The sequence below is a fragment of the Halobaculum sp. P14 genome, from assembly GCF_051195155.1.
Taxonomy (GTDB): Archaea; Halobacteriota; Halobacteria; order Halobacteriales; family Haloferacaceae; genus JBNTKA01.
In genome coordinates, this window is record NZ_JBNTKB010000001.1 from 920,169 (window position 1) to 946,059 (window position 25,891).

Sequence of the window (25,891 nt, forward strand, 5' to 3'; positions counted from 1 at the left end):
TGACTCGCTACGTCATCGGCGCGTCTGGCCGCGGACTCGTATGTAAACGTTCGCCGGCTCCGGTTCGTTCGTCGGCGTCGGCTTCCGGTGGTCAGTCGTCGGACGCCGGTGCCGGCTCCGCTTCGTCTTCGGGGTCGTCAGCGCCGTCTTCGTCGCCGCCGGAGTCGCGTGCGGGGAGTCGCCGGTCGCTGCGCGGCCCGTCGAGGTCGACCTTCGGGAGGTGGTCGCGGAGGTAGGTCCCGGTGTAGGAGTCGTCGACGCGGGCGACCTCCTCGGGGGTGCCTGCGGCGACGAGTTCGCCGCCGTTCTCGCCGCCTTCCGGACCGAGGTCGACGACGCGGTCGGCGTTCTTCACGAGGTCGAGTTCGTGTTCGATGACGACGACGGTGTTCCCCTTGTCGGTGAGCCGGTGGAGCACCTCGATGAGCTTCCGTTCGTCCTCCTTGTGGAGGCCGGTCGTCGGCTCGTCGAGCAGGTACAGCGTGTCGCCGCCGTCCTTCTTGCCGAGTTCCTCGGCCAACTTCACGCGCTGGGCTTCGCCGCCGGACAGCGTCGTGGACGGCTGGCCGAGCTGCATGTAGTCGAGGCCGACGTCCTTCAGCAGACCGAGTCGTCGGCGCAGCCCGGAGTGGCTCTCGAAGAAGTCGTACGCCTCCTCGACGCTCATGTCGAGCACGTCCGCGATGGTTTTGCCCTTGTAGGTGACGTCGAGCGTCTCGTCGTTGTAGCGGGCGCCGCCGCACTCCTCGCAGGGGACGTGGACGTCCGAGAGGAAGTTCATCTCGATTTTCACGGTGCCCTGGCCGCCGCACTCCTCACAGCGGCCGCCCTTGACGTTGAACGAGAATCGGCCCTTCTCGTAGCCGCGCTGTTTCGCCAGTTTGGTCTCCGCGAACAGTTCGCGGACGTGGTCGAAGACGTTGGTGTACGTCGCCGGGTTCGACCGCGGCGTCCGGCCGATGGGCGACTGGTCGATGAGCCGGACGCCCTCGATGCCGTCGACGCCCTCGATGTCGTCGTGGTCGCCGGGGTCGACTTCGGTGTTGTCGTTCATGCGGCGCGCCAGCCCCTTGTAGAGGACGTCGTGCATCAGCGTCGACTTCCCGGAGCCGGAGACGCCGGTGATGGCGGTGAAGGTGCCGAGCGGTACGTCCACGTCGAGGTCTTTGAGGTTGTGCTGGCGGGCGCCGCGGACGGTGAGTTTCCCGTCGGGGTCGCGGCGCTCGTCCGGCACCGGCACCCGTTTGCGGCCGGCGAGGTAGTCGCCGGTGACGGAGTCGTCGCTGGCGACGATGTCGTCGAAGTCGCCCTGCGCGACCACTTCGCCGCCGCGCTTGCCGGGGCCGGGCCCCATGTCGATGATGTTGTCGGCGCGGCGCATCGTCGCCTCGTCGTGCTCGACGACGATGAGCGTGTTCCCGAGGTCGCGGAGCCCTTCGAGCGTGTTCAACAGCCGGTCGTTGTCGCGCTGGTGCAGCCCGATGGACGGCTCGTCGAGCACGTACAGGACGCCGACGAGGCCGGAGCCGACCTGGGTGGCGAGCCTGATTCGCTGGCTCTCGCCGCCCGACAGCGTCGAGGCTTCGCGGTCGAGCGTCAGGTACTCCAGCCCGACCTCCTCCATGAAGCCGAGTCGCGCGCGAATCTCCTTCAGAATCTCCTCGGCGATGGTGCGTTCGCGGTCGGTGAGCGTCGACTCCAGCCCCTCGAAGTGGTCGAGGGCGTCGCCGATGCTCATCCGGTTCACGTCGGTGATGGCGGTGCCGTCGACGAGCACGGAGCGGCTCTGCGGCTTCAGCCGCGTCCCGTCGCACGCCGGGCAGGTCGTGACCGCCATGTACTCCTCGATGTGTTCGCGCGTGCGGTCGGAGTCCGTCTCGACGTGGCGGCGTTCGAGGTTCGGGATGACGCCCTCGAACGGCTGCGTCTTGCGCCGGACGCCGTTTTTCGTCTGCTGTTCGAACACGACGTCCTCGTCGGTGCCGTAGAGGAACTGCCGCTGGACGTCCGCTTCGAGCTCCGCGAACGGCGTGTCGACGTCGACGCCGAAGTGCTCGGCGACGTTGTCGAGGCGGGTCCGGTAGTACGACCGGTTGTAGCTCCACGGCTCGAACACCGACTTGATGGGCTTCGACTCGTCGACGACGACGAGGTCCTCGTCGACCTCCTTCGTCGACCCGATGCCTTCACACTCCGGGCAGGCGCCGTGCGGGGAGTTGAACGAGAAGCTCCGCGTCTCGATTTCGGAGAAGTCGATGCCGCAGTGCGTGCAGGCGAGCTCCTCGCTGAACTCCACGACGAGCCGGTCGTCGCCGGCGCCGGCGAGGTCGCCGGTGGAGCGCGTCTCGGTGCCGATGTCGGCGTCCTCGGGCGGGTCTGGGACGATGAGTTTCAGGACGCCGTCGGCCTCGTCGAGCGCGGTCTCGACGGAGTCGGTGATGCGAGACCGGTCCGCCTCGCGGACGACGACGCGGTCGACGATGACGTCGACGGTGTGGTCGTAGTTCTCGTCGAGGTCGGGGACGCCGGCGGTGAGGTCGTGCTGTTCGCCGTCGACTTCGACGCGGCCGTAGCCGTCGGCGCGGAGCTGCTCGAACAGCTCCTCGAAGGCGCCCTTCTGGTCGCGGACGACCGGCGCGGCGATCATCGCCTTCGTGCCTTCGGGGAGGTCGAAGACGCGGCGCACCATCTGCTGGGCGGACTGCTCGCCGACTTCACGGCCGCACTCGGGGCAGTGCGGGTGGCCGACGCGGGCGTACAGCAGGCGGAGGTAGTCGTGCAGTTCGGTGACGGTGCCGACCGTCGACCGGGGGTTGTTGGCGGCGTTCTTCTGGTCGATGGAGATGGCCGGGGAGAGCCCCTCGACGGACTCGACCTGCGGCTTGTCCATCTGTCCGAGGAAGTTCCGCGCGTACGCGGACAGCGACTCGATGTAGCGGCGCTGCCCCTCCGCGTAGATGGTTTCGAACGCCAGCGACGACTTCCCCGAGCCGGACAGCCCGGTGACGACGGTGAACTCCTCGCGCGGGACGTCGACGTCGAGGTCCTTCAGGTTGTGCTCTTCGGCGCCGCGTACCTCGATGAACTCCTTCGGCATCTACGCGCCACCCCGTCGCTCGACACATCCGACTTCGACGCAGAACGGCCGTTCGGTCATTACGGGTACGCACGGCGTCGAGCCACTTAACGGGCCCGTCCGGCCGGGGCGCCTGCCGACAACCCGGGGCAGGCGCCGGCACGCACGTGTAACGCGGGCGCGCCGGGACCGGTCCTCGACGGAGTCGCACGGCGTGGAAAGGTTCATAACCGTGGGTGACGTTATCACGGTTGTCAATGCCAGACACGAAGCGCGGGCGCGAACGGCAGGGTGCGAAGAAGCGGGAACAGCTCGAACACCACCTCGCACGCCGAGAGCTGAACGCCGACGAGTCGGACGAGCCCGAGTATCCGCCCGCGGACGCGGAGTCGGAGCTGCTGACGGAGCCGTCGACGCTGGACGAGTAACGCCGGCGTCGACGACCGACGAACCCTTTTTCGCGGTGACGCTGCGTCGACGAGCGATGGCCGTCTCGTGGCTGACTGGACGCCAGCGATCCGTGGCTGACCGGATGCCGGCGAGCGACGCTGCCCGTGGCCGCGAGGCGGCGACAGAGACGGTTCGGGCGGGGCGAGCGACGAACGCGGCTACTTAAAGCGTAGCTGCGGGCAGCGTGTCGGTGTGAGAGCCGCCGTCCGTGTGGTAGCAGTTAACACGGGGAGCGGAGGCTGTCGCCGCTATTTCCGGTGTATCCGGGTCCGGGTCGGCCGGTCGGCGCTGCGCCCGGTACCCGAGGCTTTATGTAGAATCACAACCACACTCCCGGTTGAGCATGAGTCAACGACGGATGCAGGGCCAGCCCATGGTCATCATGGGGGAAGACGCCCAGCGCGTAAAGGACAAGGACGCACAGGAGTACAACATCTCGGCCGCGCGCGCCGTCGCTGACGCGGTCCGGTCGACGCTCGGACCGAAAGGGATGGACAAGATGCTCGTCGACACGATGGGCGACGTCACCATCACGAACGACGGCGTCACCATCCTGACGACGATGGACATCGACAACCCGACGGCCGAGATGATCATCGAGGTCGCGGAAACCCAGGAGGACGAGGCCGGCGACGGCACCACGACCGCCGTCGCGATCGCCGGCGAACTCCTGAAGAACGCCGAGGACCTCCTCGAACAGGACATCCATCCGTCGGCCGTCATCAAGGGCTTCCGGCTGGCCTCCGAGGAGGCTCGCGCCGAGGTCGACGACATCGCAGAGCGCGTCGACCCCAACGACGAAGCCCGCGTGAAGAAGGTCGCCGAGACCTCCATGACCGGGAAGGGCGCCGAACTCGAAAAGGACGTCCTCGCCGACCTCATCTACCGCGCGGTGAAGCAGGTCAGCGTCGACGCCGACGACGGCTCCACGGTCGTCGACCTCGAGAACGTCAAAATCGAGACGCAGACCGGGCGCTCCGCCGGCGAGTCCGAACTGCTGCAGGGCGCCGTCATCGACAAGGACCCGCTGCACGACGACATGCCGTCCAGCGTCGAGGACGCGAACGTCCTGCTGCTGAACGACCCCATCGAGGTCGAGGAGACGGACGCCGACGCGCAGGTCAGCATCGACTCGCCGGACCAGCTCCAGCAGTTCCTCGACCAGGAGGAAGAGCAGCTGAAACAGAAGGTCCAGCAGATCAAAGACACCGGCGCGAACGTCGTGTTCTGTCAGAAGGGCATCGACGACATGGCCCAGCACTTCCTCGCGAAGGAAGGCATCCTGGCGGCCCGCCGCGTCAAGAAGTCCGACCTCCAGTTCCTCCAGAACATCCTCGGCGGCTCCATCGTCTCGGACCTCGACTCCGCGACCGCCGCCGACCTCGCACACGGCTCCGTCTCCCGTGACTCCGAGGACGACCTGTTCTACGTCGAAGGCGGCGACGAGGCTCACGGCGTGACGCTGCTGCTCCGCGGCTCCACCGAGCACGTCGTCGACGAACTCGAACGCGGCGTCACCGACGCGCTCGACGTCGTCGCCACCACGGTCTCGGACGGCCGCGTCGTCCCCGGCGGCGGCGCCATCGAGGTCGAACTCGCCTCGCGGCTCCGCAGCTACGCCGACTCCGTCACCGGCCGCGAACAGCTCGCCGTCGAGGCGTTCGCCGACGCGCTGGAAGTCGTCCCCCGGACGCTCGCCGAGAACGCCGGGCTCGACGCCATCGACACGCTCGTCGACCTGCGCGCCGCACACGAGAGCGGCCGGACGAACGCCGGCCTGAACGTGTTCAGCGGCGACGTCGAGGACACCTTCGAGGCGGGCGTCGTCGAGCCGGCTCACTCCAAAGAGCAGGCGCTCGCGAGCGCCACCGAGGCCGCGAACCTCGTCCTCAAAATCGACGACATCATCTCCGCCGGCGATCTGTCGACGGCCGGCGACGACGAGGAAGGCGGCGCCCCCGGCGGCGGCATGGGCGGCATGGGCGGTATGGGTGGCATGGGCGGCGCGATGTAACCACGTCTGCCACAGCCCACCTCACCGGACTCCCGCTCCGTCGCTGCACCGTCGTCCGACCGCGACTCGACCCGATTTTTCTCGCAGCCGACCGACGCCGAACACCGATTCTCCGAGCAGTCGCTCCTGTCTGCGAAGCCGGCGAAAACGAGGCGTCTGCGGCGCCGGTGGTTGCGAGTCACTGGCCGGCGTCACCCGAGCCGAATCGGACCGGCGTTCCGGGCGGTTCAGGCGGTCGCGTTGCCCGCGGCGTCGCCGGACCCGCTCTCGGCGGAGCCGTCGGCACCGTCGCCGCTCGCGTCACCGTTCGCGTCGCCGCCCGCGAGGCCTGAGACGGCGTCACCGAGCGACGGGAGGTCGCCGTCGAGGAACGACCGGATGGCGTCGTGGATGTCGCCGACGAAGTCGGGGACGGGGCCGGGAAGGTCGCTCGGCGGGCCCTGTGCGGCCGCGCCGTCGGCGTCGGTTCCGTGCTGGCCGGCGTCCGCCGGGGCGTTCCCCGGCAGCGCGGCGGCCGCGCCTGTGCTGACGAGCAGCGCCGCGAGGGCGACTACGACGAGCTTGGTTGGCGTCATTGCATCCCCCCGTCGGACCGCGGCGGCAAAGAGGGGTGGAGACGTGGAACCGGGATTTCGGCGGCTTTCGGCCGCGATAAGCGACGTTAAGCCGACTTAATCGGGGCGAGCCGGGGGTGCCGGGAGAGACGGGTGGCGTGGAGTCGGCGTCCGGGCCGGCCCGCTATCGGAGGGTTCTAACCGCGTCGCGCAAGAATTGCGAGCATGAAGACGCTGCTGCTCAACAGCGGGGACGTCCACGAGAACGCCGAGATGTCCGAGCTCGTGCCGGCCGTCGAGGCGGCGTTCGCGGCGTACGAACGCGGCGACGCCCAGATGCCGCCGAAGAGCTACATCGACCTGCCGCAGTACAACGGCGACTTCCGGTCGATGCCGGCGTACCTCGACGCCGGCGACTGGGACGCCGCGGGCGTGAAGTGGGTGAACGTCCACACGGACAACAAGCGCGACTTCGACCTGCCGACCGTCATGGGGACGATGATCTACTCGGAGCCGGAGAACGCGTTCCCGCTCGCCATCCTCGACGGGACGGAACTGACGATGAAGCGGACGGGCGCCGCCGCCGCCGTCGCCACCGACCACCTCGCCGTCGAGGACGCCTCCACGCTCGGCATCGTCGGCGCCGGCGTCCAGTCGTACACGCAACTGGAAGCCATCGCGACCGTCCGCGACATCGAACAGGTCGTCGTCTCCGACCTCGACGAGGAGCGCGTCGCCGACTTCATCGAGGCGTTCGAAGACCGCTTCGACGTCCGCGCCGGGAGCGTCGCGGAGGCAGCGGGCTGTGACGTCCTGTCGACGGTGACGCCCGTCGAAGACCCGGTCGTGCTCCGCGACATGGTCGGCGACCACACCCACATCAACGCGATGGGCGCCGACGCCGCCGGGAAACACGAACTCGCGAACGACGTGCTGCTCGACGCGAAAATCGTCATCGACGACCACGAGCAGACAACCCACAGCGGCGAAATCAACGTCCCGTACGCCGAGGGCGTCCTGACCGACGACGACATCCACGGCGCCATCGGCGAAATCGTGGTCGGCGACCGCGTCGGCCGCACCAGCGACGACGGCATCACCGTGTTCGACTCGACCGGCCTCGCGATTCAGGACGTCGCCGCGGCCCACGTCGTCTACGAGCACGCCGACGAGCGCGGCAACGGCTACGAGTTCGACCTGCTGGGCCTCCACGACTGAGCCGGCCGGGCCGCTCGCCGCACGCGGCGGCTCAGTCGGATGGAAAGGGATATGGGCCGAAGCGGACGACGTGTCCACAAGAGAATGTCCGAGGAGGGATACGACCACGCGGCGGTCGAGCGACGCTGGCAGGCCGCGTGGGACGACGCGGACGCGTACCGCACGCCGGACGACGTGTCGGACCCGACGTACGTCCTTGGGATGTACCCGTACCCGTCCGGCCAGCTCCACATGGGCCACGTCCGGAACTACACCATCACCGACGCGTACGCCCGGTTCCGCCGGATGGCCGGCGACGACGTGCTCCACCCGATGGGGTGGGACGCGTTCGGCCTGCCCGCCGAGAACGCCGCGAAGGAGCGCGACACGAACCCGCGCGACTGGACGCTCGACTGCATCGACACGATGCGCGGGCAGATGGAGTCGATGGGGTTCGGCTACGACTGGGACCGCGAAGTCACCACCTGCACCCCGGAGTACTACCGGTGGAACCAGTGGCTGTTCAGCCGCTTCCACGACGAGGGGCTGGTGGAGCGCGAGTCCGCCGACGTGAACTGGTGTCCCTCCTGCGAGACGGTGCTGGCGGACGAGCAGGTCGAAGGCGACGACGAGCTGTGCTGGCGGTGTGACACGCCCGTCGAGGAGCGCGAACTGGAGCAGTGGTTCCTGAAGATCACGGAGTACGCCGACGAGCTGCTCGACGACATCGACGACCTGGACGGCTGGCCCGACAGCGTCCGGCAGATGCAGCGCAACTGGATCGGCCGGCAGGAGGGCTCGCACGTCGACTTCGAGGTCCACGCGGCCGACGCCTCGGAGGCGAGTGAGGAGCAGCGGAGCTACGGGTCGGTGACGGCGTTCACGACGCGGCTCGACACCATCTACGGCGCGACGTTCTTCGCGCTGGCGCCGGACCACCCCATCTCGCAGGAGCTCGCCGACGAGGACGACGCGGTGCGGGAGTTCGTCGAGGAGGAAGCGGATCCGGACGGCGACGAGCCGAACGGCGTCGAGACGGGGCTGACCGCGACGAACCCGGCGACCGGCGAGGAGGTCCCGGTGTTCGTCGCGGACTTCGTGCTGTCGGACGTCGGGACGGGCGCGCTGATGGGCGTCCCCGCACACGACACCCGCGACCACGACTTCGCCGAGAAGATGGGCGTCGACATCCGGCCGGTCGTCGCGCCGGAACCGTCCGACGGCGACGAGGAACCCGAGGCGCCGGACGTGAGCGATGCGGCGTACACGGAGGACGGCGTCCTCGTCAACAGCGGCGAGTACGACGGCCTCGACTCCGCGGCGGCCCGCGAAGCGCTGACCGCCGACATCGACTCCGCCGAGTTCCACACGCAGTACCGGCTCCGCGACTGGGGCATCTCGCGGCAGCGCTACTGGGGCACCCCGATTCCGGTGGTGCACTGTGACGACTGCGGCCCCGTGATGGTGCCCGACGAGGACCTGCCGGTGGAGCTGCCGGAGTTCATCAACACGACCGGGAACCCGCTGGACGCCGCCGAGGAGTGGAAGCAGACGACGTGCCCGGACTGCGGCGGCGACGCGGTCCGCGACACGGACACGATGGACACGTTCGTCGACTCGTCGTGGTACTTCCTGCGGTACGTCTCGCCGGACCTGGCGGACGCGCCGTTCGACGTCGAGCGCGCGAACGACTGGATGCCGGTCGACCAGTACGTCGGCGGCATCGAACACGCCGTGATGCACCTGCTGTACAGCCGGTTCATCACGAAGGTCGTCGCCGACATGGACATGCTCGAGCACCGCGAGCCGTTCACGAACCTGCTCGCGCAGGGGATGGTGCAGTTGGAGGGCGAGAAGATGTCGAAGTCGAAAGGGAACGTCGTCTCCCCCCAGCGCATCGTCGAGGAGTACGGCGCGGACACGGCGCGGCTGTTCATCATGGAGGCCGCCCAGCCGGAGCGGGCGTTCGACTGGTCCGAGGAGGGCGTCCGGTCGACGAACCGGTTCCTCGCTCGGCTGAAAGAGACCGTGGAGTCGTTCGACCCGGACGCGGCCGACGGCGACGCCGACGCGGTCGCCGACTACGTCAGCAGCGAGACGGACGCCGCGGTCGACGTCGCCACGTCGCACTACGACGACCTGACGTTCAACACGGCGCTGCGGGAGGCGCAGGGGCTGGTGAACACGCTCCGGAACTACCGCGAGTACGCCGGCGGCGAGGCGGACGGAGCCGACGGCGTCCACGCCGAAACGATGCAGCGCGGCCTGGAGACGGCCGTGAAGCTGCTGGCGCCGGTGACGCCGCATCTCTCCGAGGAGCTGTACGACGAACTCGGCGGCGACGGCCTCGTCGTCGACGCGGCGTGGCCCGAACCGCAGACCGACGTCTCCGGGGCGGACGAGCGCCGCCGCCTCGTCGAGAACACCCGCGAGGACGTCCGGCAGATCATCGACGTCGCCGGCATCGACGACCCCGAACGCATCGACGTCGTCGTCGCGCCCGAGTGGAAGCACCGCGCGCTGGAGCTCGCGATGGAGAGCGACGCCGACAACCTCATCTCCGAGCTGATGCAGGAGCCGGAAATCCGCGAGCAGGGCGACGACGCCGCCTCCTACGGCCAGGACCTGCAGGCGGAACGTGAGGCGCTGCAGCCGGCGCTGCCGCCCGAACGCGAACACGAGGCGCTGGAGGAGGCCGCGTGGCTGGTCGAACGCGAGTTCGACGCGCCGGTCCGGGTGCTCCGCGCCGAGAACGCCGACGACGACGTCGCGCGAAAAGCGGAGCCGGGGCGACCGGCCATCGACATCGAGGAGTAAGCCGGCCGCGTCCGCCGCGGACGCTCACCCGGTTCGGGCGGCGGCGCGACCGCCGGGAGCGACGCGTTTTTCGGGGTCGGCCGCGAGCCGCAGCTCATGGGCGACGCCGCGGTGCGCGTGCAGACGCGGATCCGCGAGCGACTCGCAGACGCGCGGCCCGCCGTCGACTGGCGGACCGAGTACGACGTCGGCGGAACCCCGGTCGACGTCGCCGGCGTCCACGGAGACGGGAATCGAGGCGGAGACGGGGACGAGGACGAAGGCGGGGACTCGTCGCTGGTGCTCGTCGAACTGGAGTGGCGGCGCGCCGACCCGGCGAACAACACGGTGAAACTGTTCCGGAACCTCGCCGACGGCGACCTCGGGGGCGGCGACGATGTCCGAATCGTCCAGGTGTTCACGCGGTACTACGACCTTCAGCGCGGCGGCGTGAGCACGAAGCGGCGGAACGCGACGTTCGTCGGGGACCGCGTCGCACGGACGTTCCCGGCCGTGACGTACGACGCCGTGACGCTCGACGTCGACCCGCCGAAACGCGGCGGTGCGCTCCCCGACGGGTGGCGAGCGGCGGTCGACCGCGTCGTCGACGCAATCGTGTCATCCGAGTAGGTCACGAGGCACCGATTTAGCCGGGGGTCGCCGACTGGGTCGGAGCGCACTCCGCCAGGAATAGACGAGAGTTGGAGGAGACGGAGGAATGAGGGGGACGGAAGCGAGAGCGTGCGGTCACGTCAGGTCGGCCGAGCGATACGGATTCACCGGCACCGCACCGGGTACTGATACGGTACCGGAGACGAGGCGAGAGACGAGACGAGCGTTCTCACGCGCGCCGGGCCGGTCGCGGCCGTCTCAGTTGATGTCGATGTGGTGGGCGTCCCCGTCGACGTCGAGTTTGGGGAGCGTGACGGTCAGCACGCCGTTCGTGTACGTCGCGGTCGTCGCGTCCTCGTCGATGGACGCCGGGAGGCGGATGCTGCGTCGGAGCGACTCGCTGCGGCGCTCGCGGCGCACGTACGCATCGCTGTCGCCCCCCTCGGACGTGCCGCTGCTGCGGTCAAGCGTCCGGTCCGCCCGGATGGTGAGGACGTCCTCGCGGACCGTCAGGTCGACGTCGGACTTGTCGAACCCGGGGAGGTCCGCGACCACCACGAGTTCGTCGTCGTAGTCGGCGACGTCCACGTCGATGTGCCCGCGGCGCATCGACTCGAAGCCGTCGCCCCAGTCCATGCCGTCGAACTGCCGGGACATGCGGTCGAACATCCGGTTCACGTCGTCGAAGGGAGTAATGTGAGTCATCAGTATCACCGAGACCCACAGAGGCGCCCTCAGATATTAAATATAGATGAACAGTTGGTAGCCGATAGCACGCTCGAGGGTATTTCAGCACCACTACCGCGCATACTAAATAACCGACTTTCTGATAAATGGCGGTTCGCTGTCCGGGACGTCGCTACTCGACGTCGATGCTGGTTCCGCCGGCGCCGTCGCTGACTTTCGGGAGCGTGACCGTCAGCACGCCGTTTTCGAACTCCGCGGTCGCCTCCGTCTCGTTCACCTCGGCGGGAAGCCGGAGGCGGCGCGTGACGCTCTGTGTCGACCGTTCCCGGAGGTGGTAGTGCGTCTCCTCGTCGCGCTCCTCCTCGCGGCGCTGTTCGTGTTCCGCCGAGAGGCTGAGTTCGCGGTCGGCGACGCTCACCTCGATGTCGTCGGCGTCGAACCCGGGGAGGTCCGCGGTGACGACGACGTCGTCGTCCGTTTCCGCGACGTCGACGTCGACGCCGGCGCCGAACTCGCCGTCGAACTGTCGACCCAGTTCCTGCAGTTCGCTGTTCATCCGGTCGAACATCTCGTCGAGGTCCTCGAACGGGTTCTTCCGCGGCATATCCGGACGTCCGTCGTCGAACAGCATGAATCTTGTCGCCGGGCAGACGACTGTTTCTCCGCGGCGAACGTTCAAATAGGGAGCCGCGGCCAGACGGCGCATGTGACGAGTCGGCCGCGGCGGTCAGCGGTTGTGCGGCACAGCCGCCGCGGAGCGGAAAGAACGGGGTAGATTCGGCCGTTCGGCGTGCCGCCTGTTCGCCCTCAGTTCACGACGTGTTCGGTGTCGTACGACCCGAGTACCTTCACCCAGCCGTCGTCGGCGAGCCGTTCGACCTCGTCGACGGCCGCCTTCGTCCGGTCTTCGAACAGCCCCGCTTCGATGTCGAGGTGGAACAGGTAGTCGCCGAGGCGGTTGCCGCTCGGCCGCGACTCGATCCGGGTGAGGTTGATGTCGCGGTCGGCGAACGCCTCCAGAATCTCCAGCAGCAGCCCCGGGTAGTTCGCGCTCGGGTAGACGACGAGCGACGTCTTCCCGCCGCTTTCGGACCGCTCGTCGACCGGGGCGACGACGAGGAACCGCGTCGCGTTCGACGACTGCGCCTGGATGTCCTCGGCGATTACTTGCAGCGTCACGTCCGCTCCGGCGGGCTCGCCGTCGCCCGCGGTGACCGGTTCCGCGTTCGCCGGGTGGCCGATTCCGGCGACCGACGGGTCCTCGCGGGCGCGTTCGACGCCGCGCGCCGTCGAGGCGACCGCCTCGCGCTGCAGGTCCGGGTACTCCCGTTCGAGGAACTCGCGGCACTGCGCCAGCGCCTGCGAGTGCGACGCGACCACGGAGAAGTCCTGTGACTGGGCGAGCAGCGCGTGCCGAATCGGCGTCACGAGCTCCCGGACGACCGCGACGTCCGTGTCCGTCAGCGCGTCGAGGCTCTCGGTGACGCTCCCCTCGATGCTGTTTTCGACCGGGACGACGCCGCGGGCGAACGAGCCGTCCGCGACGGCGTCGACGATGGCCGTGACTGACTCGCGGAACTGAACGTCGTCGGCGACAGCCGTGGCTGCGCGGTGCGAATACGTTCCGGCGGGCCCGAGTGTGACGGCCTGCATGCTCCGCGGTGCGACGCCGGCGCGGTTAAGCCCTCGGGTGTAACAGGTCGTTCAGCGGTCGGCGCAGTAGTCGACGAAGTTCTGGAGGATTCGGAGCCCGGTCTCGCCGGACTTCTCGGGGTGGAACTGCGTACCGAACACGTTCCCGTCGTCGTTGGCGACGATAGCCGGAAACCGTTCCCCGTACTCGGTGGACGCGACCACCGCGTCGTCGTCGTCCGGGACCGCGTAGTACGAGTGGACGAAGTAGGCGTACTCGCCGTCGACGCCGTCGACGAGGGGGTGCTCGCGCTCGACATCGAGTTCGTTCCAGCCCATGTGCGGCACCTTCGGCGCGTCGGTGAACCGGACGTTCGTCCCCGGGATGAGGTCCAGGCCGTCGACGTCGCCCTGACCGGCGCGCGTCGCCTCCTCGCTGGACGTGAGAAGCATCTGCATGCCGAGACAGATGCCGAACAGCGGCCGCCCCGCCTCGGCGTGTTCGACGAGCGCGTCGCGGTACGGGCCGGCGTTCTCCATCCCTTCGCGAAACGCCCCGACGCCCGGGAGCACGACGCCGTCGGCGGCCGCGAACGCCGACGGGTCGTCGGTGATGGTCGTGTTCGCGCCTGCGCGCTCGAGCCCGCGCGTGACGCTGCGGAGGTTCCCGAGCCCGTAGTCCACGACGACGACGTCCGCCTCTGTCATACTGCACCGTAGGCCGCGGCCCGGTAAGTAGGCGTCCATTCCGGCACTACCGGCTGCTCCGAACGAGGCACACCAGCGTCGGCCCGTCGGTCAGAACCGCGACCGCAGCTCCGCCCGGAGGTCCGCGACGTCGACGTCGTTCATCGCGAGGACGACCAGCAGGTGATAGACGAGGTCGGCGGACTCCGCGGCGAGCGCGTCTGAGTCGCCGTTCTTCGCGGCGAGAATCGTCTCCGTCGCCTCTTCGCCGAGCTTCTCGAGCGCGGCGTCCTCGCCCTTCTCGTGGGTGAACAGCGACGCGGTGTACGAGTCGTCAGGGAGGTCGGCTTTCCGCTGTTCGATGGTCGCGAACAGCTCGTCGAGAACGGCGTCGTCCGGGACGAGCCGCTCCGGGTCGGTCGCGGCGGCGTCGTCGTCGGTCACGCCGACACCTCCCCGTCGACGCCGTCGGCGTTGGCGTCGGTGTCAGCGTCCGCGTCGGCGTACTCCTGCCGGAAGAACGCGAGGTCGTGAATCCGGTCGTCGTCGGTGAGCTCCGGGTGGAACGACGTCGCGACGACCGGGCCCTGCCGCACCGCGACCGGGTCGTCGTCCCAGGTCGCGAGCACGTCGACGTCGGCGCCGACGTCGTCGATGACGGGCGCGCGGATGAACACCGCCGGGAACGGCTCGTCCAGCCCGTCGACGTCGAGCGGCGCCTCGAAGCTGTCTGCCTGCCGCCCGAACGCGTTCCGGTCGACGGTGACGTCGACGAGGTCGAGCGTTCTGACGCGGTCGTCTTTCGCGTCGCGGGAGGCGACGATGAGCCCGGCGCAGGTCGCAAGCACCGGGTTCCCGTCACGGACGTGCGCGACGATTTCCTCGTCGATTCCCTCCTCGTGGAGCAGCCGCGAGATGGTGGTCGACTCGCCGCCCGGCAGCAGCAGCGCGTCGCAGTCCGGGACGACGCCGGAGTCGCGTATCTCGACGACGTCGGCGTCGACGCCGTGGCTCGCCGCGGCGCGTCGAATCGCGTCGGCGTGCTCGGAGACGTCGCCCTGCACGGCGATAACGCCGGCTTTCATGGTCCGGTTTGGGCGTCGCTGTCGTGAAAAGCTGTCGTTCCGCGAGAACTGCGAGCCGGCACGCCGGCCGAGTTAGATGGCGAAGTTCAGGATGAGAACGAGGATTCCGAACAGGACGCCGGCGGTGACGACGGTCTTCGGGTCGATACGGATGGCGTTCCGGTCCTCGGCGTCGAAGTAGCGGACGAGTCCCGCGCTGGACATCAGCCCGCCGCTGTTCTGGCCGCTGCTCATGTCCGTGTCGTCGTGAGTCGGCCGCCTAAGCCTTTCGCTCCGGGCAGCGGCGGCGGAGAGCGCCGAGTGAGTAACCCTTATGCGCGGGCCGCGGCTATTCGCGGTCGGAATGACCGTCCGACTCAAAGACTTCTACGCGGACTGGTGCGGCCCGTGTAAGACCCAGGACCCGATCCTCGAGGAGCTCGAAGCCGACTACCCGGACGTCAGCTTCGAGAAGGTCGACGTCGAGGAGAACCAGGACGTCGCGAACCAGTACTCCGTCCGCTCGCTCCCGACGCTCATCGTCGAGAACGACGACGGCGTCGTCGAGCGGTTCGTCGGCGTGACCCAGCGCGACGACATCGAGGACGCGCTCGCGCAGGCCAGCGCCTGAACCGACGGCCGCCGCGACACCACGGATTCTGCGGGCCGTAGAACCGTCACCTCCGGGTGAACCGTCGGTCGCGGAACCGGGACGGCGACTCGCAACCGTTAACACGGGGCCGTCCGCTGTATCCACACATGGCAAGCTTCGACGCGGCCGAACGCCGCAACCTGGAAAAGCTCATCTGCATGCGGTGTAACGCCCGCAACCCGCAGCGAGCCGACCGCTGCCGGAAGTGCGGCTACGGGAACCTCCGGCCGAAAGCGAAAGAACCGCGGACGGCATAACGCCTCCCGCTTTTTCAGTCGACGACGACCGGAGAGCGGCGGCGCCGTCTCGCGCGCCGCGAACTCAGTCCGTTCTGCATCACGGCGAGCATTCGCGCTCGACGCCGCCGGCTACTCCTCCGGGTATTTCGGTTCCCGCCGCTCGGCGCGTTCGAGCGCGCGCTCGACGACGTCGTGGACGGACTCGTCGTCGGTGGCGTGGAACGGGTCGCCGTGGCCGGCGTACATCGACGTCACCGACTCGGGGAGTCGGTCGAGCAGGGTCCGGAGGCTCTCGATGAGCCGTTCGCGGCTCTGCCCAGGCATGTCGGTGCGGCCGAACGAGCCGTCGTCGAACGCGCCGTCGTTGTAGACGACGACGTCGCCCGAGAACAGCGCGGTGTCGCCGACGAACGCGACGTGGTCCGTCGCGTGGCCCGGCGTGTACACGACCTCGAAGGTCTCGTCGCCGAGGACGACCTCGTCGCCGTCCGACAGCGCGCGGTCGCGGCGGGCGTGTTCGGCGTATGCGGCGAGCTCCGGGTCGTCGAAGGCGTCGAGCACCGCGTCGAGTTCGTCGACGTGGTCGTGGTGCTGATGGGTGAGCGCGACCCGGTCGAGCGACGACGTGTGCTCCGCCACGACGTCCTCGACGCCCGGCATCGCGCCGGCGTCGACCAGCGCGGGGCTGTCGCCGTCGACGAAGTAGGCGTTGCAGGTGAACTCCTCGGCGTCCGCTGTGACCGTGACGACGTCCATGTGCGGCGGGTCGGGCCGCGGGCGGAAAAAGCCGCCCCAGACGGCAGTCTCCGGTGGCCGCGCGGGCGCCGCCGATTCCGGCGGGGCACCGGACGCGGTCCGGGTCTACGGCTGATTCGGCGGGGGTTCCGGCGAAATTCACCCCCAGGTTTTTCAGTTGGAACCGGTAAGTATCTCGTGTATGGGCTTTGGGAGTTACGATGAATCCGAGCAGGAGAACCAAGAACTCGACTCGGACCTGGAAGACGGCGACACGCTGAACGCCAGCGAAGCCGAACACGACGGCGACGTCGAGTTCGAAATCGGAGCGTCGAACGACGAACTCCTGGACAAGCTAGAGGACATCAAGGGCGCGGACGACCGCTGACCCTGCGCTGACGTGAAACCCGGCGCACGGACGCTCGGCGTCTCCGTCTCCGCACCGAGCGGCGCCGACGAATCCGCCGAGACCGCCGACGGCTCCGGCGCTGACGCCGCGGTCGCGGGCGCGCTCGTCCGGGCCGACCGCGTGCTCGACGGACTCTCGTTTTCTCGCTGCACCGTCGGCGGCACCGACGCCACCGCCGCAGTCGTCGACTGCTTCGAGCGACTGGGCCGCGAAGACGTCCAGTTCGTGCTCGTCGCCGGCGCCGCGCCGGCGTGGTTCAACGTCGTCGACCTCGCCGCCGTCCACGAGGCCGTCGACCGGCCGGTGCTGTCGGTGTCGTTCGAGGCGAGCGCCGGACTCGCGCCCGCGCTCCGCGAGCACTTCTCCGGCGACGCGCTCCGCCGCCGACTCGGTGTGTACGAGGCGCTTCCGCCCCGCGTCCGGGTCAGCGTCGATGACGACGTCGACGGCGGCGACGAGGGCTCGGCCGCGCTGTGGGTGCGGGCGGTCGGCTGCGGCGACGACGAGGCGCGGCGGGTCGTCGCCGAACTGACGCCGGCCGGGCAGCGCCGACCCGAACCGCTCCGCGTCGCGCGACTCGCCGCCCGCGGCGGCCGGGACCTGCTCGGCTGAGCCGCGGCGACGGCGACCCGCCGGGCGGCCGCCCGGGACGGAAAGCGGTAACTCCCCCCGGGACGCGTCCCCGGTATGAGCGACTCGCTCGACGCGGAGCTCTGCGTCGCCGACTGCGAGCGCTGCCCGGCGCTCGTCGACTCGCGGAGCCGCATCGTCAACGGCACCGGCCCGGTCGACGCCGACCTCGTGTTCGTCGGTGAAGCCCCGGGCGCGAACGAGGACGAACAGGGCGAGCCGTTCGTCGGCCGCTCCGGCACCGTCCTCGACGACGCGCTCCGCGACGCCGGCCTCGCCCGCCGCGACGTCCGCATCACGAACTGCGTCCGGTGCCGGCCGCCGGAGAACCGCGACCCGACGACCGAGGAGCTGTCGAACTGCCGCGGCTACCTCGCCGAGGAGCTCCGCCGGCTCGACCCGGAGCTGGTGGTGACGCTCGGCAAAGTCCCGTCCGAGCACCTGCTCGACCGGTCGGTCGCCGTCACCTCCGAAGCCGGCGACGTCTTCGACGCCCGCGTCGGCGACACGACCCACCGGCTCCTGGTCTGCGTCCACCCCGCGGCGACGCTGTACGACCGCAGCCAGGAGGAGACGTTCCAGGAAACCATCCGGCAGGCCGCCGCGCTCGCCGGCGTCGGTGCCGCCGGCGACGACGGCGACGGCCAGTCCCGGCTCGGCGACTACTGACCGGTTCGGCTGTTCGCGTCAGCTTCGACGACGTCCGTGGCGCGCGCCGGCGCGGCTCCGTCCGCGCCGGCCTCGCGCGAGGGGTGAGCGCGGCGGGAGCGACGCGAGCGCCGCGCGAACCGGCTGGGGAGGGCGAGGCGACGACGACTTCTCGCAGGACGCGCTGAGACGCAGCCGGCGCTGGCCGGCGACGTGAAAAACGAAAGAAACGGGGTCGCGAAGGCGGCTCCCGCGCGGCTACTTGCCGCCGCGGTCGCCGGCGGACACGGACGGCCGCGTCTTCTCGGCGCCCTTACCGCGGTTGTTGAGGCCGCGGTTGTCCGAGCCGGCGTTCGTGAGGCCGCGGAACGCGCGGCCCTTCTGGCTGTCGTCGCAGATCCAGTTCAGCTCGTCGTCGCTCTGAATCGCGGGGTGCTCGGGGTCGATGAGCACCACTTCGAACCACTTCTGCGAGCCGTCCTGCCCGACCGGGTAGGAGGCGAGCACGCGGAGGTTCGGGTACTTCCGCGAGACGCGCTCCTCGCCGATGCGCTGGATGGACTTCCGGCGGCCGAGCCGGTTCACGCCCTGGCGCTTCGACCGGCGACCGGCCTTGAAGCGCTGCTTGCGCGCCCCGCCCTTCCGGACGGACACGCGCGTCATAACGACGCCCTGCTTCGCCTTGTAGCCGAGTTCGCGCGCCTTGTCCAGCCGCGTCGGCCGGTCGATGCGGACGATGGCGCCCTCGTCGCGCCACTCCTGTTTTCGCTGCCACTGCAGCTCGGCGAGCTTCCCGTCGTCCGGGTTCCGCCAAGCCTCCTTGATGTGGGAGTAGAAGCTTCGTGCCATTGGTTGTCTCCGCGGGCGCTTGCGATTCAGCCGCGCCGGGAACCCCGGCCGGCCACATTTCGTCCCGGACGAACCGGGTGCCCACTGGCGGCCCACGTACCAGCGAGTTGTCGACCGTACCGGCGGCGCGCTGTTAAGCACTTCGAAGCGACGCCGACGCGGCGGCTACGGCGCTGACCGCTGGGCGGCTCAGTCGAGGAACGCCGTGGCGGTCTCGGCGACGCCGCGGTAGATGCGGTAACAGCGCGCCAGCACGTCGATGCTGACGCTCTCGGTGTCGGTGTGCGCCTCGCCGGGCTCGGAGGCGCCGCAGACGACGCAGGTCGTCCCGGCGTCCGCGAGCCAGCCGGCGTCGGTGGCGTGCGGCTTCACGACGTGCGCCGGGTCGCCGGCCTGGGCGTCGCGGGCCGCGGCGAGCACCGCCTCCGCGAACTCGTCGTCGTCGCACGCCATCGGCGGCAGGTCCTGGTCGACGCGCCACTCCACGCCGTCGACGTCCTCAACGCGGCCGAGGTCCGCGCGCTCGCCGGGAACGGTGCGCTCGTCCACCGTCACCTCGCACTCGTCGGGGACGACGTTCCACGCCGACCCGCCGTCGATTTCGGTGACCGCGACGCTGCCGCGCAGCGACTCGCCGAACACGTCCGTCGCCGGGAACGCGAGGTCGCGGACGACGTCGACGGCGTCGCAGGCGCGGTACACGGCGTTGACGCCGTTCTCCGGCTCGCTGGCGTGCGCGTTCGCCCCGGACGCGACGAGCGTCGACGCCCGCCGCCCCTTGTGGGCGACGACGACGTCGGTGACGCCGTCCGCCGAGTAGTTCGTCGACCCTTCGCCGACGACCGCGAATTCGGGCGCGAAGCCGTCCTCGATGGCGCCGCGGGCGCCGACGCCGCCGACCTCCTCGCCAACGAACGACGCGAACACCAGTTCGACCGCCGGGTCGCCGGCGCCGCCGCCGTCGTCGCCGGTGCCGCCCGGGAGGTCGGCGTCGCGGAACGCCAGCATCGACGCGGCGACGGCGCCTTTCATGTCCGCGGTGCCGCGGCCGTACAGCCGGCCGTCGCGCTCCTCGACGACGTACTCGCCGTCGTCGGTGACCTGCGGGTCGCCCGGCGGGACGACGTCGTGGTGCCCGACGAGCGCCACCGACTGCGCGTCCGGGTCGCCGCGCCGCGCGACGACGTTGCCGTGGCGGTCGCGGGTCACGTCGGCGTCGGTGTGCTCGCGGAGCCACGACTCGATTTCGTCGCCGGCGGCGGCCTCGTCTTCGTGGCTCGGCGTCTCCACGAGGCGACGGGTGAGCGCCGTCACCTCGTCGCGCCGGTCAGCGTCGGCGTCAGCGTCGGCGTCAGCGTCGGCGTCCGCGTCATCGACGTCGGCAGCGTCGTCCGCAGCGTCTGTCATGCGTGAACGGCGGGCCGCCGGCGGCTTAACTTCGGCTGTCGGCGGCGACGCCGACCGCGTCGACGCCCGCGGAGTGTCGACAGCCGGCGCGGCCCGCGCGGCTGACGCAGTCGACGCGGCCGACGTGACTGCCGCGGCCGCCGAGCCCGGTTTCGTCTCACGGTTTTCGCGGCCGGACGGAAGTACCCTTAAACGGCTCCGCCCCCGACTGGGTGTATGAACGTCGTACCGGACACGAGCGCGGTCATCGATGGCCGCGTCTCCGACCGGATCGAAGCGGGTACCTACGAGGACGCGACGGTGTACGTCCCGGAGGCGGTCGTGAGCGAACTGGAAGCACAGGCGAACGCGGGCAGAGACACCGGCTGGGACGGCCTCGCAGAACTGCAGCGAATCGCGGAGTACGACGCCGAAGGGGTCGTCACGGCCGAGTTCGTCGGCCGACGGCCGAGCGTCGCAGAGCAGGAGGGCGCCGGCGAGGGCGACATCGACGCGCTCATCCGCGACCTCGCCGCCGAGCGCGACGCGACGCTTCTCACCTCCGACTTCGTGCAGGCTGAGACGTCGAAAGCGAAGGGGCTCGCCGTCGAGTACGTCGAACCGGTCGCCCGCGGCGACACCGACGAAGGGCTCGCCATCGAGGAGTTCTTCACCGAGGACACGATGTCCGTCCACCTGAAAACCGGGACGCGCCCGAAGGCGAAACGCGGCGACATCGGCGAGATGCGGTACGAAGCCATCGCCGACGAGGCGTCCGACGAGGCGCAGATGGCGGAGTGGGCCGACGGCATCGAGGCGACCGCGCGGTCGTCCTCGCAAGGGTTCATCGAGCTGTCCGAGCCCGGGATGACCATCGTCCAGTACCGGAACTACCGCATCGCCGTGGCGCGGCCGCCGTTCGCGGACGCCATCGAAATCACGGCGGTCCGGCCGGTCGTCAAGACGACGCTCGACGACTACGACTTCGCCGACGAGCTCCGCGAGCGCTTCCTCGAACGCCAGCGCGGCGTCCTCATCTCGGGGGCGCCCGGCGCCGGGAAGTCGACGTTCGCGCAGGCCGTCGCCGAGTTCCTCAACGAGAACGACTACGCCGTCAAGACGATGGAGAAGCCGCGCGACCTCCAGGTCTCCGACGACATCACGCAGTACACGGCGCTCGGCGGCGACATGGCGAACACCGCCGACTCGCTGCTGCTCGTCCGCCCCGACTACACGGTGTACGACGAGGTGCGGAAGACCCACGACTTCGAGGTGTTCGCGGACATGCGGCTCGCCGGCGTCGGCATGGTCGGCGTCACCCACGCCACCCGCGCCATCGACGCGCTCCAGCGGCTCGTCGGCCGCGTCGAACTCGGCATGATCCCGCAGGTCGTCGACACCGTCGTGTTCATCGAGGCCGGCGAAGTCGACACGGTGTACGACGTGACGACGCAGGTGAAGGTGCCGGAGGGGCTGACCGCGGAGGACCTCTCCCGGCCCGTCATCCAGGTCGTCGACTTCGAGACCGGGACGCCGGAGTTCGAAATCTACACCTTCAACAACCAGGTCGTCACGGTGCCGCTCGGCGACGAGACGGAGGCGTCCGAGTCGGGCGTCGGCCGCCTCGCGAAAAAGGAGATCGAGCGCGAAATCCAGTCGGTCGCCCGCGGCCACGTCGACGTCGAACTGCAGGGCCAGAACGACGCCGTCGTCTACGTCGAAGAGGACGACATCAGCTACGTCATCGGGAAGGGCGGCGGCCGCATCACCGACATCGAAAACCGGCTCGGCATCGACATCGACGTCCGCACCCACGCCGAGAAGCCGTCAGGCTTCGACGGCGGCGGAGGCGGCGGAGGCGGCGCGAGCGGTGCGGGCGGCTCCGCCGGCAGCGAGCCGGCGGCGACGCCGAAGCCGCAGGGCACGACGGTGCAGCCCGAGATCACGAACCGGCACGTCGTCATCCGGATGGACGAACACGTCGGCGAGACCGTCGAGGTGCGCGCCGACGGCGAGTACCTGTTCACGGCGACGGTCGGCCGCGGCGGCGACATCCAGGTGTCCCGCGGCTCCGCCATCGCCGAGGAGCTCGAAGACGCAATCGACCGGAAGCAGTCGATCACCGTCGTCCCGGCGTAAGCCGACCACCACGCGGCCCACGGCCGCGGCGGACAGTACCGTTCCCCAGCGGAAATCGCTCGCGGAAATCGCTCCGGTGAGCGCCGCCGCTCGGTGTGAGGAGAGCCGAGAGAAGTGAAGTGAGGCGCCGTTACTCCGCGCAGCAGGCGCCGGTGCCGTCGTCGGAACTCTTCGAGTTCCCGGTCGGCGCGGAGCCGCTGCCGCCGTCGGCCTCGGCCTGCTGTTGCTGTTGGGCACCGTTCAGCTGGTAGAGGTTCTGCCGGGCGTCGGCGAAGTAGACGTCTTCGTCGACGATTCCGATGTTCTCCAGCCGTTCGAGGGCGTACCGCACTGTCCGAGCGGAGAGCATCGACTCCTCGACGATGCCCTTCTGGGTCAGCGGGCCGTTGTACTCCAGCACCTTGAACACGAGTTTGGCGCTGGGGGGCAGCTCGTCGAGGCTCTCCTCGTCGGTTTCGGCCATCGTTACGAAACGAAACAGGGTGAACGGCTTAAAGCTTGACGGATTTCCCACCCCGGACGCACGCAGCGGGGGAGCACCCAAGCGAACCCCTTTTGTCCGCGGCTCTCGGACCGGTTCGTATGGCTACGGAAACCGCTTCGGGGCTCTCGGACCACGCGCGCGGGGTGACGGTGACCACCGTCGCGTGCCTCGCCGGGATCGCCGCGGCGCTCGTCTCCGCGACCGTGTTCGGCATCGGCGCGGACGCCGCGGCGAACCGGCTCAACCTCGGGGTGCTCGCCGGGGCGCTGCTCGTCGAGCTCCCCGTCCTGAAGCTCATCGGCGTCGACGTCGAAGAGTTCGGCATGAAGGACAACCTCTACGTCGCCTTCATGACGTTCGCGCTCTGGTTCATCTCGTACGCAGTGCTGCTGTCCTCCTCGCTCAACGCGTAACCATGGCGGACGACAGCATCGCGGTCGTCGACCTCGACAGGTGTCAGCCCGACCGGTGTAACTACGAGTGTGCGAACTTCTGCCCGCCGAACCGCACCGGGAAGGACTGCATCGTCGAACGCGGCGACTTCTACGGCGACGACGAACCGTACGACGGCGCCCCCGACCAGATCCGCATCTCCGAGGACATCTGCCTCGGCGAGTCCTGCGGCATCTGCGTCGAGAAGTGTCCGTTCGACGCCATCGAGATCATCAATCTGCCGTCCGAACTGGAGGACGAACCGGTCCACCGCTACGGCGAGAACGCGTTCGCGCTGTACGGGCTGCCGGTGCCGGAGACCGGGCAGGTGACCGGCATCCTCGGGCCGAACGGCATCGGGAAGTCCACGGCCGTCAAGATGCTCTCCGGGGAGCTGACCCCGAACCTCGGCCGGCACGACGACGAGCCCGACTGGGACGCCGTCCTCGACCGGTTCCGCGGCACCGAACTGCAGAACTACATCGAGCGCGTCATCGACGGCGACGTCGAGGTCGCGCGGAAGCCGCAGTACGTCGACCAGATTCCGAAGCAGTTCGACGGCAACACCCGCGACCTGCTGGAGCGGACGGACGAGCGCGGCGCGCTCGACTCGCTCGTCGAACGGCTGAACATCGGTCCGGTGATGGACCAGGACATCGACTCCATCTCCGGCGGCGAACTCCAGCGCGTCGCGCTCGCCGCGACGCTCGCCCGCGACGTCGACTTCTACTTCCTCGACGAAATCACGCCGTACCTCGACATCGGTCAGCGCATGACCGCGGCGCGGCTCATCCGCGAACTCGCGGAGGACGGCGACCGGTCGATGATGGTGGTCGAACACGACCTCGCCATCCTCGACCTGCTCGCGGACACGCTCCACGTCACGTACGGCGAACCCGGCGCGTACGGCGTCGTCACGGACCCGAAGTCGGTCCGGAACGGCATCAACGAGTACCTGAAAGGCTACCTCGACAACGAGAACATGCGGATTCGGCCGAACGCCATCACGTTCGAGGAGCACGCGCCGCGGGAGTCCGTGAAAGGCCAGACGCTGTTCGAGTACCCGGACATCCACAAGTCGTACGGCGACGGCGAGTTCAGCCTCGACGTCGACGGCGGCACCGTCTACGAGTCGGAGGTGCTCGGCATCGTCGGCCCGAACGGCATCGGGAAGTCGACGATGGCGAAGCTGTTCGCCGGGCAGCTCGAACCGGACGAGGGCGAAATCGACGTCGACCTCGACATCGCGTACAAGCCGCAGTACATCGAGATCGACCAGCCGATTCGGGTCGACGCGTTCCTCTCCTCTATCACCGACGAGTTCGGGTCGTCGTACTGGGACACCGAGGTCGCGCGGCCGCTCCAGCTCAACCCCATCATGGAGCAGAACCTCACCGACCTCTCCGGCGGCGAACGCCAGCGCGTCGCCATCGCGGCGTGCCTGTCGAAGGACGCCGACCTGTACCTGCTCGACGAGCCGTCCGCGCACCTGGACGTCGAACAGCGCGTCCAGGCGACGACCGCGATTCGGCGGTACGCCGAGAACCACGACGCGACCGTCATGGTCATCGACCACGACATCTACATGATCGACCTGCTCGCCGACCGGCTGATGGTGTTCGACGGCGAGCCCGCAGTCCACGGGCACGCGTCGCCGCCCCAGCCGATGCGTGACGGCATGAACGAGTTCCTCGCGGACCTCGACATCACGTTCCGGCGCGACGAGCGCACCGGCCGGCCGCGCATCAACAAGCCCGGCTCGCAGCTCGACCGCCAGCAGAAACGCGAAGGCGAGTACTACTACTCCGCGTAGCCCGACTCGCCGCGTCTCACTCCTCGGACCTGCTTCGCCTCGTCTCGCTGCCCCGTCATGATTCACCGCGCCCGGTACCGTCGGGCTGCCGGCGCCACCGCTCCGAGAATCCCGAGACGGACGGCGAGCAGTTCTTCGAGAACGGTCCCGCGGCGTCGACGCCGCCGTCGGCCGCAGTCTCAGAGCGGCGGCGTCAGTCGCTCCGGTACTCCTTCTTGAAGCCCTTGAACTCGGTTCGGTGGGCCTCTTCGTCGCTGAGGATGGTGACGGCGAGGTCTTCGGTGACGGGGTCGTCGGCTTCTTCGGCGGCGTCGATGATGGCGCGGTACGTCGAAATCGCGTCCTCTTCGGCGTCGAGGACGCCTTCGATGACCGAGAGGACGTCGGTGGAGTCGGCCGGCGGCTGAAGCGAGTCCTGGGTCGCGGTGAACTCCGCGGAGCTCGGCGGCCGCGCGTCGAGCTGTTTGAGCCGCTGTCCGAGCTGCTCGGCGTGCCCGAGCTCCTCTTGAATGTCGGCCTGAAGGCTCTCTTTGATCTCCTCGGCGCGGACGCCGTCGAGGATGATGGCGTTCGTCTGGTAGTTCATCACCGTCTCCATCTCGTCGGCGTACGCCGTCCGCAGTAGGTCGATGACCGTGTCGCTTGACATCGACAGTACGTCTCGGCTCGCGCGATAAATAGGTACTCGCCGGTTCCCGCGGTCGGT

The 25,891-nt window shown here is 69.3% G+C and carries 27 protein-coding genes; 13 read left to right on the forward strand and 14 right to left on the reverse strand.

The genetic code is table 11. From position 1 onward, the window contains the following. Nucleotides 1-91 precede the first annotated feature (91 nt). Nucleotides 92-3,097: an excinuclease ABC subunit UvrA gene (uvrA, locus tag ACQUS7_RS04770; protein ID WP_435127201.1), complete on the reverse strand. Its 3,006-nt coding sequence runs from the start codon at nt 3,095-3,097 to the stop codon at nt 92-94. Nucleotides 3,098-3,333: 236 nt separating this feature from the next. Here uvrA and ACQUS7_RS04775 point away from each other — a divergent pair, with 236 nt between their 5' ends. Both ACQUS7_RS04775 and thsB read left to right on the forward strand, forming a co-directional pair. Beyond that, a complete protein-coding gene (locus ACQUS7_RS04775) occupies nt 3,334-3,504 on the forward strand; it encodes a hypothetical protein (protein ID WP_435127199.1) in 171 nt (56 codons plus the stop codon). Nucleotides 3,505-3,899: 395 nt separating this feature from the next. Further along, the gene (thsB, locus tag ACQUS7_RS04780) at nt 3,900-5,540 is read left to right on the forward strand and encodes a thermosome subunit beta (protein ID WP_435128155.1); all 1,641 of its coding nucleotides are present in this window, start codon (nt 3,900-3,902) and stop codon (nt 5,538-5,540) included. 227 nt (nt 5,541-5,767) lie between these two features. Here thsB and ACQUS7_RS04785 read toward each other — a convergent pair whose 3' ends face one another. Further along, on the reverse strand, nt 5,768-6,115 hold the full coding sequence (locus tag ACQUS7_RS04785; RefSeq protein ID WP_435127197.1) for a hypothetical protein: 348 nt from the start codon (nt 6,113-6,115) through the stop codon (nt 5,768-5,770). 204 nt (nt 6,116-6,319) lie between these two features. Between ACQUS7_RS04785 and ACQUS7_RS04790 the strand changes: the two genes are divergently transcribed. The 3 genes from ACQUS7_RS04790 to ACQUS7_RS04800 all read left to right on the forward strand — a co-directional run bounded on the left by ACQUS7_RS04790 (nt 6,320) and on the right by ACQUS7_RS04800 (nt 10,717). Next, the gene (locus ACQUS7_RS04790; protein WP_435127195.1) at nt 6,320-7,312 is read left to right on the forward strand and encodes an ornithine cyclodeaminase family protein; all 993 of its coding nucleotides are present in this window, start codon (nt 6,320-6,322) and stop codon (nt 7,310-7,312) included. A gap of 84 nt (nt 7,313-7,396) precedes the next feature. After that, entirely contained in the window at nt 7,397-10,108 is a 2,712-nt protein-coding gene (gene leuS / locus ACQUS7_RS04795; RefSeq protein WP_435145088.1) for a leucine--tRNA ligase, read from the forward strand. A 96-nt stretch (nt 10,109-10,204) separates the two neighbouring features. Continuing rightward, complete coding sequence (locus ACQUS7_RS04800; RefSeq protein WP_435145090.1) at nt 10,205-10,717, forward strand: hypothetical protein; 513 nt, start codon at nt 10,205-10,207, stop codon at nt 10,715-10,717. Nucleotides 10,718-10,957: 240 nt separating this feature from the next. Here the strand turns inward: ACQUS7_RS04800 and ACQUS7_RS04805 are convergent, their stop codons facing one another. The 7 genes from ACQUS7_RS04805 to ACQUS7_RS04835 form a co-directional block, all read right to left on the reverse strand. Beyond that, the gene (locus ACQUS7_RS04805) at nt 10,958-11,407 is read right to left on the reverse strand and encodes an Hsp20/alpha crystallin family protein (RefSeq protein ID WP_435145254.1); all 450 of its coding nucleotides are present in this window, start codon (nt 11,405-11,407) and stop codon (nt 10,958-10,960) included. 151 nt (nt 11,408-11,558) lie between these two features. After that, entirely contained in the window at nt 11,559-11,990 is a 432-nt protein-coding gene (locus tag ACQUS7_RS04810) for an Hsp20/alpha crystallin family protein (protein WP_435127189.1), read from the reverse strand. Between the two features lie 203 nt (nt 11,991-12,193). Further along, on the reverse strand, nt 12,194-13,039 hold the full coding sequence (gene pheA, locus ACQUS7_RS04815; RefSeq protein ID WP_435127187.1) for a prephenate dehydratase: 846 nt from the start codon (nt 13,037-13,039) through the stop codon (nt 12,194-12,196). A gap of 51 nt (nt 13,040-13,090) precedes the next feature. Next, nucleotides 13,091-13,726, reverse strand: a complete 636-nt coding sequence (gene hisH / locus ACQUS7_RS04820; protein ID WP_435127185.1) for an imidazole glycerol phosphate synthase subunit HisH — start codon at nt 13,724-13,726, stop codon at nt 13,091-13,093. 90 nt (nt 13,727-13,816) lie between these two features. Continuing rightward, nucleotides 13,817-14,149: a phosphoribosyl-ATP diphosphatase gene (gene hisE / locus ACQUS7_RS04825; protein WP_435145095.1), complete on the reverse strand. Its 333-nt coding sequence runs from the start codon at nt 14,147-14,149 to the stop codon at nt 13,817-13,819. Further along, a complete protein-coding gene (gene pdxT / locus ACQUS7_RS04830) occupies nt 14,146-14,790 on the reverse strand; it encodes a pyridoxal 5'-phosphate synthase glutaminase subunit PdxT (RefSeq protein ID WP_435145097.1) in 645 nt (214 codons plus the stop codon). The genes hisE and pdxT overlap by 4 nt, the downstream gene beginning before the upstream one ends. A 72-nt stretch (nt 14,791-14,862) precedes the next feature. Then, the gene (locus ACQUS7_RS04835; protein ID WP_435127179.1) at nt 14,863-15,024 is read right to left on the reverse strand and encodes a preprotein translocase subunit Sec61beta; all 162 of its coding nucleotides are present in this window, start codon (nt 15,022-15,024) and stop codon (nt 14,863-14,865) included. Between the two features lie 109 nt (nt 15,025-15,133). Between ACQUS7_RS04835 and ACQUS7_RS04840 the strand changes: the two genes are divergently transcribed. Both ACQUS7_RS04840 and ACQUS7_RS04845 read left to right on the forward strand, forming a co-directional pair. Beyond that, on the forward strand, nt 15,134-15,400 hold the full coding sequence (locus ACQUS7_RS04840) for a thioredoxin family protein (RefSeq protein ID WP_435127177.1): 267 nt from the start codon (nt 15,134-15,136) through the stop codon (nt 15,398-15,400). A 128-nt stretch (nt 15,401-15,528) separates the two neighbouring features. Continuing rightward, complete coding sequence (locus ACQUS7_RS04845; RefSeq protein WP_435127175.1) at nt 15,529-15,678, forward strand: 50S ribosomal protein L40e; 150 nt, start codon at nt 15,529-15,531, stop codon at nt 15,676-15,678. A gap of 111 nt (nt 15,679-15,789) precedes the next feature. On the opposite strand, the gene ACQUS7_RS04850 is transcribed toward ACQUS7_RS04845, so the two are convergent. After that, nucleotides 15,790-16,416 carry an MBL fold metallo-hydrolase gene (locus tag ACQUS7_RS04850; RefSeq protein ID WP_435145100.1) on the reverse strand — a complete coding sequence of 209 codons (627 nt, stop codon included), beginning with the start codon at nt 16,414-16,416 and terminating at the stop codon, nt 15,790-15,792. Between the two features lie 181 nt (nt 16,417-16,597). Between ACQUS7_RS04850 and ACQUS7_RS04855 the strand changes: the two genes are divergently transcribed. The 3 genes from ACQUS7_RS04855 to ACQUS7_RS04865 all read left to right on the forward strand — a co-directional run bounded on the left by ACQUS7_RS04855 (nt 16,598) and on the right by ACQUS7_RS04865 (nt 18,103). Then, the gene (locus ACQUS7_RS04855; RefSeq protein WP_435145103.1) at nt 16,598-16,783 is read left to right on the forward strand and encodes a DUF5786 family protein; all 186 of its coding nucleotides are present in this window, start codon (nt 16,598-16,600) and stop codon (nt 16,781-16,783) included. A gap of 12 nt (nt 16,784-16,795) precedes the next feature. Then, nucleotides 16,796-17,416: a DUF99 family protein gene (locus ACQUS7_RS04860; protein WP_435145106.1), complete on the forward strand. Its 621-nt coding sequence runs from the start codon at nt 16,796-16,798 to the stop codon at nt 17,414-17,416. 75 nt (nt 17,417-17,491) lie between these two features. Further along, entirely contained in the window at nt 17,492-18,103 is a 612-nt protein-coding gene (locus tag ACQUS7_RS04865; RefSeq protein WP_435145108.1) for a uracil-DNA glycosylase, read from the forward strand. Nucleotides 18,104-18,340: 237 nt separating this feature from the next. Here ACQUS7_RS04865 and ACQUS7_RS04870 read toward each other — a convergent pair whose 3' ends face one another. Together ACQUS7_RS04870 and ACQUS7_RS04875 are read right to left on the reverse strand one after the other, a co-directional pair. Continuing rightward, on the reverse strand, nt 18,341-18,931 hold the full coding sequence (locus ACQUS7_RS04870; protein ID WP_435127165.1) for a 50S ribosomal protein L15e: 591 nt from the start codon (nt 18,929-18,931) through the stop codon (nt 18,341-18,343). Between the two features lie 189 nt (nt 18,932-19,120). After that, on the reverse strand, nt 19,121-20,338 hold the full coding sequence (locus ACQUS7_RS04875) for a M20 family metallopeptidase (protein WP_435145112.1): 1,218 nt from the start codon (nt 20,336-20,338) through the stop codon (nt 19,121-19,123). Between the two features lie 216 nt (nt 20,339-20,554). On the opposite strand from ACQUS7_RS04875, the gene ACQUS7_RS04880 reads away from it, so the two are divergent. Further along, nucleotides 20,555-22,456 (forward strand): PINc/VapC family ATPase, encoded by a 1,902-nt coding sequence (locus ACQUS7_RS04880; RefSeq protein ID WP_435145114.1) that lies wholly within the window; start codon nt 20,555-20,557, stop codon nt 22,454-22,456. Between the two features lie 130 nt (nt 22,457-22,586). Here ACQUS7_RS04880 and ACQUS7_RS04885 read toward each other — a convergent pair whose 3' ends face one another. After that, nucleotides 22,587-22,919: a winged helix-turn-helix transcriptional regulator gene (locus ACQUS7_RS04885; RefSeq protein ID WP_435127159.1), complete on the reverse strand. Its 333-nt coding sequence runs from the start codon at nt 22,917-22,919 to the stop codon at nt 22,587-22,589. Between the two features lie 119 nt (nt 22,920-23,038). On the opposite strand from ACQUS7_RS04885, the gene ACQUS7_RS04890 reads away from it, so the two are divergent. Together ACQUS7_RS04890 and ACQUS7_RS04895 are read left to right on the forward strand one after the other, a co-directional pair. Further along, the gene (locus tag ACQUS7_RS04890; RefSeq protein WP_435127157.1) at nt 23,039-23,353 is read left to right on the forward strand and encodes a hypothetical protein; all 315 of its coding nucleotides are present in this window, start codon (nt 23,039-23,041) and stop codon (nt 23,351-23,353) included. A gap of 2 nt (nt 23,354-23,355) precedes the next feature. Continuing rightward, complete coding sequence (locus ACQUS7_RS04895) at nt 23,356-25,185, forward strand: ribosome biogenesis/translation initiation ATPase RLI (RefSeq protein ID WP_435145118.1); 1,830 nt, start codon at nt 23,356-23,358, stop codon at nt 25,183-25,185. Nucleotides 25,186-25,378: 193 nt separating this feature from the next. Here the strand turns inward: ACQUS7_RS04895 and ACQUS7_RS04900 are convergent, their stop codons facing one another. Further along, a complete protein-coding gene (locus tag ACQUS7_RS04900; protein WP_435127153.1) occupies nt 25,379-25,834 on the reverse strand; it encodes a ferritin-like domain-containing protein in 456 nt (151 codons plus the stop codon). Nucleotides 25,835-25,891: the final 57 nt, after the last annotated feature.